Here is a 15,612-nt window from a genome sequence, read left to right as displayed (position 1 = left end):
CTGCCGGGCGCTGCGCCCGGCAGAGCAACCCGCAACGGATACCCTTATGACTACCCCTTCCAGCAATACTCCGGCTGCCAGCACCCAAGCCGTGCCGGCCGATGCCCTTCCTTCCGCCGCGCAGACTGCGCGCTGGATGTTCGATCCCAAGATCGTCAAGCCGGCCCTGGCCGATTCTTTCCGCAAGCTGTCGCCGCGCGTGCAATGGCGCAATCCGGTGATGTTCGTGGTCTACCTCGGCAGCATCCTGACCACGCTGCTGTTCATCCAGGCCGTCACCGGCAAGGGTGAGGCCCCGGCTGGCTTCATCTTCGCCATTGCTGCCTGGCTGTGGTTCACGGTGCTCTTTGCCAACTTCGCCGAAGCGCTGGCCGAAGGCCGCAGCAAGGCGCAAGCCGCTGCCCTGCGCGGCGTCAAGAAGAGCGTGATGGCCAAGAAGCTGCGCAGCAGCGACCAGACACGCGGCGGCGTAGCTGCGGCCGCCGTCCAGTGTGAAGTCGTCGAAGGCGGCAGCCTGCGCAAGGGTGACCTGGTGCTCATCGAAGCGGGCGATACGGTGCCCGCCGATGGTGACGTCATCGAAGGCGTGGCCACTGTCGACGAGAGCGCCATCACCGGCGAATCGGCGCCGGTGATCCGCGAATCCGGCGGCGACTTCTCGGCCGTCACCGGCGGCACGCGCGTGCTGTCGGACTGGATCGTGGTGCGCGTGTCGGTCAATCCGGGCGAAGCCTTCCTGGACCGCATGATCGCCATGGTCGAAGGCGCCCGCCGCCAGAAGACCCCCAACGAACTGGCGCTGACCCTGCTGCTGGTGGCGCTGACGCTGGTGTTCCTGCTGGTGACGGTGACCTTGCTGCCGTTCTCGATCTTCTCGGTCACCGCCGCCGGTGCCGGTTCGCCGGTCACGGTGACGGCGTTGATCGCCCTGCTGGTATGCCTCATCCCGACCACCATTGGCGGCCTGCTCTCGGCCATCGGCGTGGCCGGCATGAGCCGCATGATGCAGGCCAACGTGATTGCCACCTCCGGCCGTGCGGTGGAAGCCGCCGGTGACGTCGACGTACTGCTGCTGGACAAGACCGGCACCATCACCCTGGGCAACCGCCAGGCCGCCGCCTTCATGCCGGCTCCCGGCGTGGCCGAGCGCGAATTGGCCGACGTCGCCCAACTGGCCTCGCTGGCCGATGAAACGCCGGAAGGCCGCAGCATCGTGGTGCTGGCCAAGAACCGGTTCAACCTGCGCGAACGCGAGATGGCCAACCTGGGCGCGGAGTTCATTCCCTTCTCGGCGCAGACCCGTGTCTCGGGCATCGACATCGGCACGCGCCGCATCCGCAAGGGCGCAGCCGACGCCATCCGCAAGCTGGTGCGTTCGGCCGACCAGCGCCTGCCGGCCCAGGTGGAAAGCGATGTGGAAGCCATTGCCCGCCGTGGCGGCACGCCGCTGGTGGTGATCGAATGGAACAACGAGGCAGCCGTGATCAACCAGGGCGCACCGATCCGCATCCTCGGTACGGTGGAGTTGAAGGACATCGTCAAGGGCGGCATCAAGGAACGTTTCGGCGAACTGCGCCGCATGGGCATCAAGACCGTCATGATCACCGGCGACAACCGCCTGACGGCCGCGGCCATCGCCGCCGAAGCCGGGGTCGATGACTTCCTCGCCGAAGCCACGCCGGAACAGAAGCTGGCCCTGATCCGCCAGCACCAGGCCGAAGGCAAGCTGGTGGCCATGACCGGCGACGGCACCAATGACGCCCCGGCGCTGGCCCAGGCCGACGTGGCCGTGGCCATGAACAGCGGCACCCAGGCGGCCAAGGAAGCCGGCAACATGGTCGACCTCGACTCCAATCCGACCAAGCTGATCGAGATCGTCGAGATCGGCAAGCAGATGCTGATGACACGCGGCAGTCTCACCACCTTCAGCATCGCCAATGACGTGGCCAAGTACTTCGCCATCATCCCGGCCATGTTCGTGGCCAGCTATCCGCAGCTGGGCGCGCTCAACGTGATGCATCTGTCCAGCCCCGATTCGGCCATCATGTCGGCGGTGATCTTCAATGCGCTGGTGATCGTGGGACTGATCCCGCTGGCCCTGCGTGGCGTGCGCTATCGCGCCCTGGGCGCGGCCGTGCTCCTGCGCCGCAACCTGCTGATCTATGGCGTCGGTGGCCTGGTGGTGCCGTTCGTGGGCATCAAGCTGATCGACCTGCTGCTGACCGCCTTCGGCCTGGTCTGAACCCGATTACGACTCTCAAGGAAAGTCACATGAAAACCTCGACTCCCCATCCGCTGCGTCCGGCCATCACGCTCTTCCTCCTGTTGGGTGTGCTGCTGGGCGGCCTGTATCCGCTCCTGGTGACCACGCTGGCGCAGGCCTTCTTCCCGCAGCAGGCCAATGGCAGCCTGATCGAACGGCAAGGCCAGGTGGTCGGTTCGGAACTGATCGGCCAGAACTTCACCAGCCCGGCCTACTTCTGGGGCCGTCCTTCGGCGGCCGGTACCTTCCCCAACAATGGCATGGCCTCCGGCGGCAGCAACCTGGGACCAACCAACCCGGCCTTGACGCAAGCCGCTGAAGACCGCGCCAAGGCCCTGCAGGAAGCCGACCCCGACAACAAGGGGGCGATTCCCATCGACCTGCTGACGGCCTCGGCCAGCGGCCTGGATCCGCAGATCAGCCCGGCTGCGGCCGAGTACCAGGCCGGCCGTGTGGCCCGTGCGCGCGGCATCACCCTGGAGCAGGTGCGTGCCTTGGTGCGCGTCAACAGCGAGGCGCCGCAATGGGGCCTGTTCGGGGAACCGCGCGTCAATGTGCTCAAGCTGAACCTGGCGCTGGATGCGGCGGCGCCCTTGCCCAAGGCGGACGCGGTCAAGTAATCCCCTGCTGCCTGCAGCATGGCCGGTGGCACGCAACCCGCGTGCCACCGGCTTTTTGCCACTACAATGCTCCAACCCTGAACGCCCGACATGAACACCCGCCCCGACCCCGACGACCTGCTGGAACGCGTGATGCGCGACGAAGAGCGCCAGGCGCGCGGCCGCCTGAAGATCTTCTTCGGCTTCTCGGCCGGTGTCGGCAAGACCTTCGCCATGCTGGAAGCCGCCCAGGCGCTGGCTGCACAAGGCACGGATGTGATCGCCGGCGTGGTCGAGACCCATGGCCGCGCCGAGACCGAGGCCCAGCTCGCCGGTCTCACGCGCCTGCCCATGCACATGGTGCCGTACCGCGATCGGCAGTTGCCCGAGTTCGACCTGGATGCCGCACTGGAACGCCAGCCCGGCGTGATCCTGGTCGACGAACTGGCGCACTCCAACGTGCCCGGCTCGCGCCATGCCAAACGTTGGCAGGACATCGATGAACTGCTGCGCGCCGGCATCGATGTCTACACCACCCTCAACGTGCAGCACATCGAAAGCCTCAACGACGTGGTCGGCCAGATCACCGGCATCCGCGTCTTCGAGACGGTGCCCGACCATGTCTTCGATGAAGCCGACGACGTCATGCTGGTGGACATCCCGCCCGATGAATTGCTGGCCCGCCTGCAGCAGGGCAAGGTCTACCTGCCGCAGCAGGCCGAAAAGGCCGGGCGCCATTTCTTCCGCAAAGGCAACCTGATCGCGCTGCGCGAGATCGCCTTGCGCCGTACCGCCGACCGCGTCGATGCGGACATGCGACAGTACCGCGCCGACCGCTCCATTGCCCAGCTGTGGCAGGCGCGCGAGCGTATCGTGGTGGCCGTCGGCAGCGGTGCCGGCGAGGAACGCCTGATCCGCGAAGCCGCGCGCCTGGCTGCCAAGCTGCAGGCCGAGTGGCTGGCGGTTCACGTGGACCTGCCGGGCCAGCGCCAGGCGATGGAAGCGCGCGAGCGCGTAGTCTCTTATCTCAAACTGGCGCAATCCCTGGGCGCGGAAACGGCCAGCATCAGCGGTGAGGAATTGTCCGTTGCGCTGCTGCAATTCGCCCGCAGCCGCAATGCCGGCAAGCTGGTGATCGGCCAGGAAGCGGGCGGCCTGCGCCAGCTGCTGCGCTGGCCGCGTGGCACCCTGGCCCAGCGCATCGCCCGCAGCGGCGGTGAGATCGACCTCTACACCATCGCCCGCAGCCGCACCCGCGTGCAGCAGGAACAGTCCGGCACCGACAGCGCCGCCAGCGCCGCCGAAGCGTTGCTCACGCGTCGCCGCCGCACGCGCGGCACCTTGTGGGCGCTGGCCAGTTGCGCCGTCACCACCACGCTGGCCTTCGTGCTCGATGGCAAGCTGCATCCGGCCAACGTCATCATGCTCTACCTCGTCGGCGTGATGCTGGTGGCGATGCGCTATGGCCGTGCGGCCTCGGCGCTGGTGTCGGTGCTGTCGGTACTGTCCTTTGATTTTTTCTTCGTCGATCCGCGCTTCTCGATCACGGTCTCCGATGCGCAGTACCTGCTGACGCTGGCGGTGATGCTGGCGGTGTCGCTGTTCATCAGCTCGCTCACCGCGCGCCTGCGCCGCCAGGCCAGCGTGGCCATGCAGCGTGAAGGACGGGCCGCCAATCTCTACATGCTGGGCAAGGAATTGTCGGCGCTGCTGACGCTGGACCAGATCCTGGAAATCGGCCGCCGTCACCTGGCCGCCGTGTTCGGTGCGCGCATCGCCTTCTTCCTGCCCGACAGCGCCGACCAGTTGCGCCTGGCCGAGCCCGAGCAGGACAGCGGTGGTCCGCACGTCTTGAAGAGCGTGGATGCAGGCGTGGCGCAATGGGTCTACGACAACGGCCAGGCTGCCGGCAAGGGCACGGCGACCTTGCCCTCGGCTGCGGCGCTGTACCTGCCGCTGACGGCGACCATGCGCACGCGCGGCGTGCTGGCGTTTGCCATCGAGGGCGCCAGTGAAGAGGAGCGCCAACTGGCTGCCGCTCAACTGGCCTTGCCCGAGAATCGCCAGATGCTGGAAATTTTCTGCTCGCAGATCGCCATGGCCATCGAGCGCCTGCACTATGCCGAGGTAGCCCAGGATGCGCTGGTGACGATGGAATCGGAACGCCTGCGCAATTCGCTCCTCTCGGCCATCTCGCATGACCTGCGCACGCCGCTGACCTCGCTGGTGGGCAGCGCCGACGTGCTGGCCGCCAACGAGCGCCTGGATGAGGACGCCCGCGCCATGGCGCGTACCATCAGCGAACAGTCGCAGAAGATGGTCGGGCTGATGAACAACCTGCTGGACATGGCGCGCCTGCAGGCGGGCGTGGTGACCTTGAATCGCCAATGGAATGCGCTGGAGGAATTGACCGGCTCGGCCCTGCGCCTGCTGTCCAAGGCACTGGAAGGACGCCAGGTGGAGACGCGCATCGCGCCCGACCTGCCGCTGTTGCGGGTCGATGCCGTGCTGCTTGAACGGGTGTTGGCCAACCTGGTGGAGAACGCCATCAAGTATTCCCCGGCCGGCAGTGCCATTGCCATCAGCGCGCATGTGGAAGACAGCGATGGCCAGCCCCAGGTCAAGGTCTGCGTGAGCGACCACGGGCGTGGTTTCCCGCCGGCCATGACGCAGCATGCCTTTGAAAAATTCACGCGCGGCGACAATGAATCGTCCACCCCCGGCGTCGGCCTGGGCCTGGCGATCTGCCGCGCCATCATCGAGGCGCACCAGGGCCGCATCTGGATCGCGCCGCAGGAAGCCGGGCAGGGCGCAACCGTCTGCTTCATGCTGCCGGTGGAAACGCAACCCGCCCTGCCGGAAGAATAAGGACACCCCATGCAAGAACACGCAGGCAACATCGTCTTCATCGAAGATGACCCGCACATCCGCAAACTGGTCAGGAGTGCGCTCGAACAGGAGGGCTTCATCGTCCATGAAGCCAAGAGCGCACGCGAAGGCGTTACCGAAGCCGGGACCCGCAAGCCCGACCTCATCATCCTCGACCTGGGTTTGCCCGATGGCGACGGCAAGCAGGTCATCAGCGAAATCCGCAACTGGAGCAGCGTGCCCATCGTGATTCTCTCGGCGCGCACGCAGGAGTCAGAAAAGGTGGAAGCCCTCGACGCCGGTGCCGACGACTACCTGGTCAAGCCCTTCGGCATGCCCGAACTGCTGGCCCGCATGCGTGCGCAATTGCGCCGCCATGCGCGCGCGTCAGGCGCAGGGAAGTCCAGCGGCCGCTATCGTCTCGGGGAGGTGGTGGTGGACCTGCCGGCGCGCAGCGTGAGCCGCAATGGCGAGGCGCTGCACCTGACGCAGATTGAATATCGCTTGCTGGCCACCTTGTTGCGCGATGCAGGGCGCGTCATCACGCACCGCCAGTTGCTGGTGGCCGGATGGGGGCCGTCGCATGCGGAGGATGGCCACTACCTGCGCATCTACATGCAGCGCCTGCGCCAGAAACTGGAGCGCGATGCGGCCCAGCCGGTGCATATCCTCACCGAGATCGGCGTGGGCTATCGGGTGGCCGACGTGGTGGCCGAATGAAACTGGAGTGAACCGGCCTCAAGGCCAGTTCAGCAGCGGCAGGGCCAGTACCACCATCACGATGCAGCCCAGGTTCAACAGCATGCGCTGGCGCTTGAGCACGAAGGAGAGCAGCCAGGCCCCGGCCAGGAAGACGATGAAGTTGGCGAGGTATTGCTTGCCCGCCGCGGCCACCGGCAGCTCGGGCGCATCGGCCAGTCCCGAGAATTTCCAGGCGCAGACCAGTGCGGCCAGCACGGCGCAGTTGAAGTAGGTATTGACGGTCGGGAAGCTTTCTTCCAGATGGTCGGACACATCCACGCTCTCGCAGCGGCCCTCGCGATAGAGCGCCTCCAGCCAGTGCCGTTCGCCGCGCCAACGATAGAGCGTGGCACCGTCTTCGCGCGCTTCCTGCGCATGGGGCCTGCCCAGTCGCGCGTGCATGAAGTCCGGTGCGGTGTTGCGCCATTCGGCGGTCTGGGCAGCGCGAAAGCGTTGTTCCAGCGCGCGCGCCTTGCGGCGGCGTCCCAGCTGCTTCAGGGCCAGCTGGGCCAGGGCCAGGGAATTGAACAGGTAGATCCACTGCAGGATGGTGGCGTAGTCGGCTTGCATGGGCAGGTCGGTCAAGTGGGGCATGGATAAGGATGCCGCATCTTGCCGTCAGCTCGCCCGATTGTCCAGCCCGGCTGTGTGCCCAGACGGGAATGCCCGCCGGACGGCGGTTCTAGCGCGATATGAACCTAAAGATCCCCCCAGATATCGATCTGGCGGCGGATCTGGCCGGTACGCGCATCGCAGATGAAGAGAACTTCCCGCAGCGCATGGCGCACCACGTAGCGGAAGTATTCGTGGTCGGTACGGGCCACGAATTCCTCGCTCTCGATCTTCCCGGGCATGGAGTCGCTGATCTGCTGTCGGCATTCGTTGCGATGCTGCAGGGCTTGCGGCGAGGGGCCGTAGTCTTCCGGCGAGCGATAGGGGGCCACGGCCTGCGTGAGGGGCGCCATGCTGGCGCAGAGCACGAAGATCAGCAGCGCTACCAGCACGCAGCGATAGCGGCGGCGCTGGGCGGTACGCAGGAAGAGATGGCGCGGCGAGAGCGGGTGGAGGCGATCCTCGCCACGTTTCCAGTGCAGACGGCTACGCATGATGATGCACCTCTTTGTGATGATTCTTTTTGTCAGGCGACGGGCAGGACTCAGAAGCTCTTGTTGACCGAAGCGATCCACTGGTTGCTGCCGATGTTCTTGCCACGCAGCGTGTAGCCGGCAGCGGGCGCATTGCTGCTGGTCCAGGCCAGGCCCAGCACGTAACCGGAGAAGTCGCGCGAGAGGCCCAGTTTCCAGTCGGTGTAGGAGAGGTTGGCGGCATTGGGGCCGGTGTAGCGCTGGCGGCCGATGTGGGCCAGGCCGGTGATGCCGGCGAAGAGTTCATGGTTCACCGAGAGGTCGGCGTAGGTGCTGCCGCGCGTATCGGCATTGCCGAAGGTATTGCCGGTGCTGTACGAATACTTGAAGGCGATCCACTTGGCATCCACGCCGAGGTAGACCTCGGTGGTATCGGGTTTGGTCATGCCGGCCGGGTAGCTGCCGGGATAGGCGTAGTGCAGCACGCCGATGTCGCCGGTGAGCCAATCGGTGAGGGCCGGTTTCCAGCCGCCGTAGACATCGGCTTCGAGGCTGGCCGAGGCGGCCGGATTGGTGTCCGAGATCCAGCTGATGTTGGACATCCAGACACCGGCATAGAGGCCATTGTCATGGGTCAGGTCGAAGCCGCCTTGCAGGGCCGGTTTCTGGTTGGTCTGGGTGGTGCCGCGGAAGACGTATTGGCTGACGATGCCGATGTTGCCGGCCAGGTGCAGCGGCGAGGCGTTGGCATCCGGCGTGGCGGGTGCTGCTTCCTGCGCCTGGACCGGTGCGATCACGGCGATGGCCAGCAGAGCGCCTGCGGCGGCCAGCGTGGCCAGGCCCGCCAGCTGCGCACGGCGCAGGCGACGCTGGCCCAGCGGTGCCATGTCTTGCTGTGCGGGATAGTCGATGTGTTGTGGCGTGTGGCGGTTCATGATGCTGGTGGCTCCGTGGGTTGAAGAGCCGCAAGCTTAGAATCGCCGGTGTTTAATCCTGGTAAAACTTGAACCCGGTCCCGTAAACTTCATGTAAAGAAGCACCAGGTCATTGCCACTGCGGCGCCCGCTTTTCCAGAAACGCCTGTATCCCCTCCATCGCCTCCGCATCCATGATGTTGCAGGCCATCACCTCGGCTGCATGGGCGTAAGCATCAGGCAGCGCCATCATCTGCTGGCGGTACACCATGCCCTTGCCGCGCGCAATCGAGATGGCAGGCTTGCTGCAGATCTCCCGCGCCAGCGCTTCGGTGGCCGCATCGAGTTCGTCCGCGCGCACCGCCTGGTTGATGAGCCCCCATTGCGCGGCCGTGTCGGCATCGATGAATTTGCCCGTGACCAGCATCTCGAAGGCGCGCTTGATCGGCAGGTTGCGCGTCAAGGCCACCGCCGGGGTGGAACAGAACAAGCCAACGTTGATGCCCGAGACCGCAAAGCGCGCCCCCTCGCTGGCCACCGCCAGGTCGCAGGCAGCCACCATCTGGCAGCCGGCCGCCGTGGCCAGTCCCTGCACCTTGGCGATGACGGGTACCGGCAGCGCACGCAAGGACTGCATCAGGCGGCTGCAACGATCAAACAATTGCTGGTAATACGCCTGCTCGGGCGTGGCACGCATCTCGCGCAGGTCGTGGCCGGCGCAGAAGGCGCGGCCGTTGGCGGCCAGGATCACGCAGCGTACCTGCGGGTCCTGCTCCAGCGCATCGAGCTGCGCCTGCAGCGCCGCCAGCATGGCTTCCGAGAGCGCATTGAATTGCGCCGGGCGGTTCAGGGTGAGGGTGGTGATGCCCTGCGCATCATGGCGTAGCAGCAGGTCCTGGCTTGCCTCTTGCATGGTCTGGTCTCCACAGGTGATGGGCGCCCGTATCATGGTCGCGCCGGGCTTTCTCGGAAGACTAACTCAAGCGAGCCCCGCGTGCAGGGGGAAGGCGCTAGACCATCCCCAGCAACGCCTCGAGGTCTTCATCCTCACCCTGCGGCGCGGACATGTCGAGCACGCTTTCAATGTGGTGCAGGTGCGCCAGCATGGTCTCCACCGCCTCTTCGGTACGGCCGGCGGAGATGGCATCGATGATGTCGCCATGGTCGTCGTGGGTGCAGGCCGGCACCGTCGGCGAATCGTACAGCACGATGATGAGACAGGTCAGCGATGCCAGCTCGCGCATCATCTTGCTCATCACCGGGTTGTCCACCATGTCGGCGATGCGGATGTGGAATTCGCCCGACAGCCGGATGATGGCGCGGCGGTCGTTGTTGGCGCGCGCCTGCGCTTCCTCGGCCACGTGGGCGCGCAGCAGCGCGATGTGTTCAGGACGCGTGTGCTCGCAAAGATGGCGCAGCAGAGCCGGTTCCAGCATGCGGCGCGCGGCAAAGATGTTGCGTGCCTCTTCCGGCGTCGGGCTGGCCACGAAGGCACCGCGATTGGGAATGGTCGTGATCAGGCCCTCATGCGCCAGCCGCGCCAGCACCTCACGCACCCGCGTACGGTTCACGCCGAAGATACCGGCCAGTTTCTCCTCGACCAGCTTGGTGCCGGGCGTGAGGCGGTGTTCCATGATGGCGCCGACGATGCGCTCATAGATCGCATCCCCCGCCAGCGGTCGCACGCTGAAGGCCTGGCCGGGCAGGGGGCTGTTGTCCGGATGCTCGTGCTTGCTGTGTTTCTTGCGAGGGCTGCTGGCGGGAGTCGGGCGCATGGGTCTCTGTAGTGGCATTGGTTTGCCCGTCATGATAGCGGAAAATTGTGGGATTTGATTGTCACAAAATTGGCTGCCTACTGTTGCACTCTTGCGGGGCGAAGTTGTGCCCCGGCTTGGCGGAATTGGCTTGCTTTGGTGCGGACTCCCCTGTTTCTCGTCGGCAATGACAATCGCGGAAAATTCCCAGAACCCGCCATGCGAAAGGGGTTTGAGGCGCTTTCCCAAGCGCTGCGACATCCGCTTTCACGGCTGGCACAGGCTTTGCATAAACGGTGGCAATAGAAATCAGGATTGTCACAAAATAATTCATTCCGATTGTCCACCTGGGAGAAAACCATGCAACAGCAAGTCCGCAAGTCCCCCTCCGGCCTGTTCTTCAAGGCGCTTGCCCTGGCCGGCCTCGTGGCCTGCAGTACCTTGGGCGCCGGTTCGGCCATGGCCCAGGCCAAGCCCAAGATCAAGCTGGCCTACGCCAAGTGTGCGCATTGCATGTCCATGGCCATGGTGCCGGGGCTGGCCCAGAACGTGGAGATCGAAGGCATCAACTTCACCGCCGGCAGCGATGCCCTGACCGCGCTGGTGTCCAAGAGCGTGGACATCGCCCAGGTCACCTACCTGGCCTACGTCAGCGGATTGGACAAGGGCTTTGACCTGGTGGCCGTGTCGGGCCAGGTCAATGGCGGCTCGGAGATGCTGGTGGGCAAGGACAGCAAGCTGGCCTCGGATGACTGGGCCGGTCTCAAGAAGCTGATCGCGCAATACAAGGCCGAAGGCAAGCCCTTCCGCATCGCCGCCTCGCGCGGCAATGCGCAGGACCTGCACATGCGGGGCGAACTGGCCGGTCACGGCATCGATCCCTCCAAGGACGTGCAGTTCGTCAACATCCCCAATCCTTCCGATCACGCCGCTGCACTCTCGCGCGGTGAAGTGGAACTGATCTGTTCGGTCGAACCCTTCGCGTCGCAGATCCGCATGACCGGGGTTGGCAAGCATTTTGCGTATCCGTATGACCAGGCGGCCGGGCGCCTGACCAACCTGATCGTCACGCGTTCGGATGTCATCAAGGAGCAACCGGCTGCGGTCAAGGAAACGGTGGCAGCAGTGGTCAAGCTGGTGGATGTCCTGCAGAAGGACAAGCAGGGCTGGATCAACAGCATCGTCAAGGGCACCGGCCTGGATCCCAAGATCGCCACCGAAGCCCTCAACAATGCCTATCCCGACTACCGCATGTACCGCACGCAAACCAAGGCCATCGCCGGGATGATGAAAGACCTGAAATACGTTTCCACCGACGTGTCTGCGCTGGCCGAGAAGAACATGGACTACAGCTTCCTGATGAGCGTGACCGGCAAGCCCAAGACCGAACTGGGTTATTGATCCAGCACCCCACCAGTATTGAAGGAATCAACATGAGCGGATGGAAACAATCCCTGTCGGAAGCCAAGTGGCGCTTTGCGGTGCCGCTGTTGCTGGTGCTGTTCTGGGAGGCCTTCTCCCGCTCGGGCGTGATTCCGGCCTCCCTGCTGCCGGCACCCTCGCGGGTGTTCGCCACCTGGATGGACTGGATCTTCGGCATCAACGAAGCCGCCCAGGACAGCAGCGGCAAATGGATCTACGACGCCATGGCCAGCTGCCTGCGCGTGACCGCGGGCTACCTCATCGCCGCGCTCTCGGGCATCGCCCTGGGCGTGGCCATCGGCTGGTGGCGCTGGGTCGAGCGCACCATCGAACCGACGGTGCAGATGCTGCGGCCGATTCCGCCGGTGTCGTGGATTCCGCTGGCCATCATCTGGTTCGGCATCGCCAACAAGCCGGCCATCTTCCTGGTGTTCCTGGGGGCGTTCTTCCCTATCCTGATGAATACCGTCCACGGCGTCAAAACCGCCGACCGCAACCTGCTGCGCGCGGCCGCCATGGCCGGTGCAAAGCAGGGCCAGCTGCTGCGCTTCGTGATCCTGCCGGCGGCCATGCCCAGCATCTTTGCGGGCCTGCGCATCGGCATCGGCAGCGCCTGGATGCTCACCGTCACCGCCGAGATGGTGGCCGTCAAGAGCGGGCTCGGCTATGCGCTGTGGGATTCGTATTACTTCCTGCGCTATGACCTGGTGATCGCGGCGATGATCAGCATCGGCCTGCTCGGTTTCCTGGCGGACTGGATCCTCAAGCAGATCATGCATTCCATGCTGCGCTGGCAGCACGTGGCCACCGTGCAGGGCAAGGCCTGAACCAGCACCTCAACGATCAAGGACATCGCATCATGGCATTCATCGAACTGAACGATATCGTCAAGGTCTTCAAGGACCGCAAGCGCGGCACCGACATGCTGGCCATCGACCACGTGAGCCTGCGCCTGGAGAAGAAGGAATTCCTCTGCCTGCTCGGCCCCTCCGGTTGCGGCAAGTCCACGTTGCTGAACATGATCGCCGGCTTCGAGTTCCCGACCAGCGGCGTGGTCACGGTCGCCGGCAAGCCCATCACCGGCCCCGGTGCCGATCGCGGCATGGTGTTCCAGCAGGCCAACCTCATGCCCTGGCTGCCGGTATGGGACAACGTCGCCTTCTCGCTCAAGCTGCAGGGCAAGAGCGCAGCCGAGCGGCGCGCGGCGGCGCAGCCTTTCATCGAGACGGTCAAGCTCAAGGGTTTCGAGAACCACTATCCGAGCGAACTCTCGGGCGGCATGGCACAGCGTGTGGGCATTGCGCGCGCGCTGCTGCAGAACCCCTCGGTGATCCTGATGGACGAACCCTTCGCCGCACTCGATGCACAGACCAAGATGGAGATGCAGGAAGAACTGGTGGCCTTGTGGCAGCGCTACGAAGGCACCATCGTCTTCGTCACCCATAGCGTCGACGAAGCCCTGATCCTGGCCACCAAGGTGGCCGTGATGACGCATCGCCCGGGCCGCATGCGCGAGCTGATCGACATCGACCTGCCGCGTCCGCGCGATACCACCACACCCGAATTCAACCAGTACAAACGCCACGTGCTGAGCCTGATCCGCGAGGAATCGGCGCTGGCCCATGCTGACGCTGCCCTGCTGGCCGCCTGAAAGGAAACCCCATGATCCCCCGCACCCTGCTCGGCATGCTCACGCCGTCCTCCAACACCACGCTGGAGCCGGTCACCACCGCCATGCTGGCTGATATCCCTGAAGCCAGCGCCCACTTCGGCCGCTTCCGCGTGACCGAGATCGCGCTGTCCAACCAGGCGCTGGCCCAGTTCGATGACAGCGAAATCCTGCGCGCCGCCGAACTGCTCTCGCATGCCAAGGTCGGCAGCATCGCCTGGAACGGGACCTCCTCGGGCTGGCTGGGTTTCGATGCCGATGAACGCCTGTGCCGCCGCATCACCGAAGCCACCGGCATCCCGGCCTGTACTTCCGTGCTGGCCTTGAACGAGATCTTCGATCTCACCGGCGTGAAGCGCTTCGGGCTGGTCACCCCTTACCTGGACGAGGTGCAGGCCGCCATCATCGAGAACTACGCGGCCTCGGGGCTGGAATGCGTGTCCGAACGCCACCTGCGCAAGCAGGACAATTTCTCCTTCTCCGAAGTGGGGGCGCAAGAGCTGCGCGCCATGGTGCATGAAGTGGCCAAGGACAAACCGCAGGCCATCACCATCTTCTGCACCAACCTGCGCGGTGCACCGCTGGTGGAAGAACTGGAGCGCGAGGTCGGCATCCCGATCTACGACACCATCTCCACCGTGGTCTGGAAATCGCTGCAGCAGGCCGGTGCCGATCCTTCGCGCATTCGCGGCTGGGGCAGCCTGTTCCGCGACGTGCGCTAGCACCAACGCAGGGACCGGCCGCACCGGCGGCCTTTTCCATTTTCATTTTCAGTCTCACGCCCCGGCGCATGCCGGTGGCGCGGGGTGATACACGCTTGTTCGAAAGGAATACGGATGGAAAGCTTTGACCTGGTGATCCGCAACGGCACCGTTGCGACGGCCTCCGACATCATGCAATGCGACGTCGGCATCAAGGACGGCAAGGTCGCCATGCTGGGACGGGGCCTGCCGCCCGGCCGCGAGGAGATCGATGCCAGCGGCAAGCTGGTGCTGCCCGGCGGCGTGGATGCGCATTGCCACCTGGACCAGCCCATGGAAGAGGGCCTCAAAATGGCCGACGATTTCAGGAGCGGCACCATCTCTGCTGCCTGCGGCGGCACCACCACCGTGATCCCGTTTGCGGCCCAGGCCAAGGGCGGCTCGCTGCGCGCGGCCGTGGAGGATTATCATCGCCGCGCCGACGGCAAGGCGGTGATCGACTATGCTTTCCACATGATCGTCAGCGACCCCAGCGAGGAGGTGCTCAAGAACGAACTGCCGCAACTGGTGCGCGAGGGCTATACCTCCTTCAAGATCTACATGACCTATGACGATCTCAAGCTCAATGACCGCCAGATCCTCGACCTGCTGGCGCTGGCCCGCAGGGAAGGGGCGCTGGTCATGGTGCACGCGGAAAATGCCGACTGCATCGGCTGGCTCACCGAGCAGCTGGAAGAGGCCGGCCTGACCGCGCCGAAGTATCACGCCCACTCGCGCCCGATGATGGTCGAGCGCGAAGCCACCCATCGTGCCATTGCGCTCTCGGAGCTGGTGGATGTGCCCATCCTGATCGTGCATGTCTCCGGTCGTGAAGCCATCGAGCAGATCCGCTGGGCGCACGGTCACGGCCTGCGCATCCACGCCGAGACCTGCCCGCAATACCTGGTGCTGACGGCTGATCATCTCGATGACGGCTACCACGGCGCCAAGTGCATCTGCAGCCCGCCGCCGCGCGACAAGGCCAACCAGCAGTATGTCTGGGATGGCCTGGCCAGCGGCCTGTTCACGGTCTTCTCTTCCGACCACGCGCCTTTCCGCTACGAAGATCCGCAAGGCAAGAAGCCGGGCGGCAAGGAGGTACCGTTCCGCTACATCCCCAATGGCACGCCGGGACTGGAGACGCGCATGCCCATCCTGTTTTCCGAAGGCGTGGGCCGCGGCCGCATCGATCTCAACCGTTTCGTGGCGCTGACCGCCACCGACCCGGCCAAGATGTATGGCCTCTATCCGCGCAAGGGCACCATTGCCATCGGCAGCGATGCCGACATCGCCATCTGGGATCCGCATCGCCAGGTCACGGTCCGCAACAGCATGCTGCATCACGATGTGGACTACACGCCCTATGAGGGCATGTCGCTGACCGGCTGGCCGGTGCTCACGCTCTCGCGCGGCGAGATCGTCTGGCGCGATGGCGAGGTGCTGGGCACCCCTGGGCGCGGGCAATTCCTCCCCTGCGGCTTGCCGGACCCGGCCCGGCCCAAGGTGCAGATTCCTGGCTAACAGGAATTTATAAACAATTTATCGATTAATTGTCAG

At 65.0% G+C, this 15,612-nt stretch carries 14 protein-coding genes; 9 read left to right on the top strand and 5 right to left on the bottom strand.

Features of this window, described 5'->3' with window-relative positions; genetic code table 11:
• The first annotated feature begins 46 nt into the window (after window positions 1-46).
• The 4 genes from kdpB to CEJ45_RS13725 all read left to right on the top strand — a co-directional run bounded on the left by kdpB (window position 47) and on the right by CEJ45_RS13725 (window position 6,450).
• Window positions 47-2,242, top strand: a complete 2,196-nt coding sequence (gene kdpB / locus CEJ45_RS13740) for a potassium-transporting ATPase subunit KdpB (protein ID WP_088755655.1) — start codon at window positions 47-49, stop codon at window positions 2,240-2,242.
• Window positions 2,243-2,271: 29 nt separating this feature from the next.
• The gene (gene kdpC / locus CEJ45_RS13735; RefSeq protein ID WP_088755654.1) at window positions 2,272-2,883 is read left to right on the top strand and encodes a potassium-transporting ATPase subunit KdpC; all 612 of its coding nucleotides are present in this window, start codon (window positions 2,272-2,274) and stop codon (window positions 2,881-2,883) included.
• Window positions 2,884-2,973: 90 nt separating this feature from the next.
• Window positions 2,974-5,730, top strand: coding sequence for a sensor histidine kinase (locus tag CEJ45_RS13730; RefSeq protein ID WP_088755653.1), 2,757 nt, complete (start codon window positions 2,974-2,976; stop codon window positions 5,728-5,730).
• Window positions 5,731-5,739: 9 nt separating this feature from the next.
• Window positions 5,740-6,450, top strand: coding sequence for a response regulator (locus CEJ45_RS13725; RefSeq protein WP_088755652.1), 711 nt, complete (start codon window positions 5,740-5,742; stop codon window positions 6,448-6,450).
• A gap of 18 nt (window positions 6,451-6,468) precedes the next feature.
• Here CEJ45_RS13725 and CEJ45_RS13720 read toward each other — a convergent pair whose 3' ends face one another.
• The 5 genes from CEJ45_RS13720 to CEJ45_RS13700 all read right to left on the bottom strand — a co-directional run bounded on the left by CEJ45_RS13720 (window position 6,469) and on the right by CEJ45_RS13700 (window position 10,245).
• The gene (locus tag CEJ45_RS13720; protein ID WP_241517342.1) at window positions 6,469-7,065 is read right to left on the bottom strand and encodes a hypothetical protein; all 597 of its coding nucleotides are present in this window, start codon (window positions 7,063-7,065) and stop codon (window positions 6,469-6,471) included.
• A 104-nt stretch (window positions 7,066-7,169) separates the two neighbouring features.
• Window positions 7,170-7,577 (bottom strand): hypothetical protein, encoded by a 408-nt coding sequence (locus CEJ45_RS13715; RefSeq protein ID WP_088755651.1) that lies wholly within the window; start codon window positions 7,575-7,577, stop codon window positions 7,170-7,172.
• Window positions 7,578-7,627: 50 nt separating this feature from the next.
• On the bottom strand, window positions 7,628-8,491 hold the full coding sequence (locus CEJ45_RS13710) for a TorF family putative porin (RefSeq protein WP_088755650.1): 864 nt from the start codon (window positions 8,489-8,491) through the stop codon (window positions 7,628-7,630).
• A gap of 109 nt (window positions 8,492-8,600) precedes the next feature.
• Window positions 8,601-9,383, bottom strand: a complete 783-nt coding sequence (locus tag CEJ45_RS13705; RefSeq protein ID WP_088755649.1) for an enoyl-CoA hydratase — start codon at window positions 9,381-9,383, stop codon at window positions 8,601-8,603.
• Between the two features lie 97 nt (window positions 9,384-9,480).
• Window positions 9,481-10,245, bottom strand: a complete 765-nt coding sequence (locus CEJ45_RS13700) for a GntR family transcriptional regulator (RefSeq protein WP_088755648.1) — start codon at window positions 10,243-10,245, stop codon at window positions 9,481-9,483.
• A 339-nt stretch (window positions 10,246-10,584) separates the two neighbouring features.
• On the opposite strand from CEJ45_RS13700, the gene CEJ45_RS13695 reads away from it, so the two are divergent.
• From CEJ45_RS13695 to hydA, 5 genes are all read left to right on the top strand, one after another.
• The gene (locus tag CEJ45_RS13695) at window positions 10,585-11,625 is read left to right on the top strand and encodes an ABC transporter substrate-binding protein (RefSeq protein ID WP_167386304.1); all 1,041 of its coding nucleotides are present in this window, start codon (window positions 10,585-10,587) and stop codon (window positions 11,623-11,625) included.
• Window positions 11,626-11,657: 32 nt separating this feature from the next.
• Window positions 11,658-12,473 carry an ABC transporter permease gene (locus tag CEJ45_RS13690; protein ID WP_088755646.1) on the top strand — a complete coding sequence of 272 codons (816 nt, stop codon included), beginning with the start codon at window positions 11,658-11,660 and terminating at the stop codon, window positions 12,471-12,473.
• A gap of 32 nt (window positions 12,474-12,505) precedes the next feature.
• Window positions 12,506-13,297, top strand: coding sequence for an ABC transporter ATP-binding protein (locus CEJ45_RS13685; RefSeq protein ID WP_034330555.1), 792 nt, complete (start codon window positions 12,506-12,508; stop codon window positions 13,295-13,297).
• A gap of 11 nt (window positions 13,298-13,308) precedes the next feature.
• Window positions 13,309-14,037, top strand: a complete 729-nt coding sequence (locus CEJ45_RS13680) for a maleate cis-trans isomerase family protein (RefSeq protein WP_088755645.1) — start codon at window positions 13,309-13,311, stop codon at window positions 14,035-14,037.
• Window positions 14,038-14,151: 114 nt separating this feature from the next.
• Window positions 14,152-15,576 (top strand): dihydropyrimidinase, encoded by a 1,425-nt coding sequence (gene hydA / locus CEJ45_RS13675; protein ID WP_088755644.1) that lies wholly within the window; start codon window positions 14,152-14,154, stop codon window positions 15,574-15,576.
• Window positions 15,577-15,612 lie beyond the last annotated feature (36 nt).

It is taken from the genome of Herbaspirillum aquaticum (assembly GCF_002213425.1).
In the GTDB taxonomy this organism is placed as follows: domain Bacteria; phylum Pseudomonadota; class Gammaproteobacteria; order Burkholderiales; family Burkholderiaceae_D; genus Herbaspirillum; species Herbaspirillum aquaticum.
Note: the sequence above shows the minus strand (reverse complement) of the source record. Positions and strands in the feature narration are given on the sequence as shown.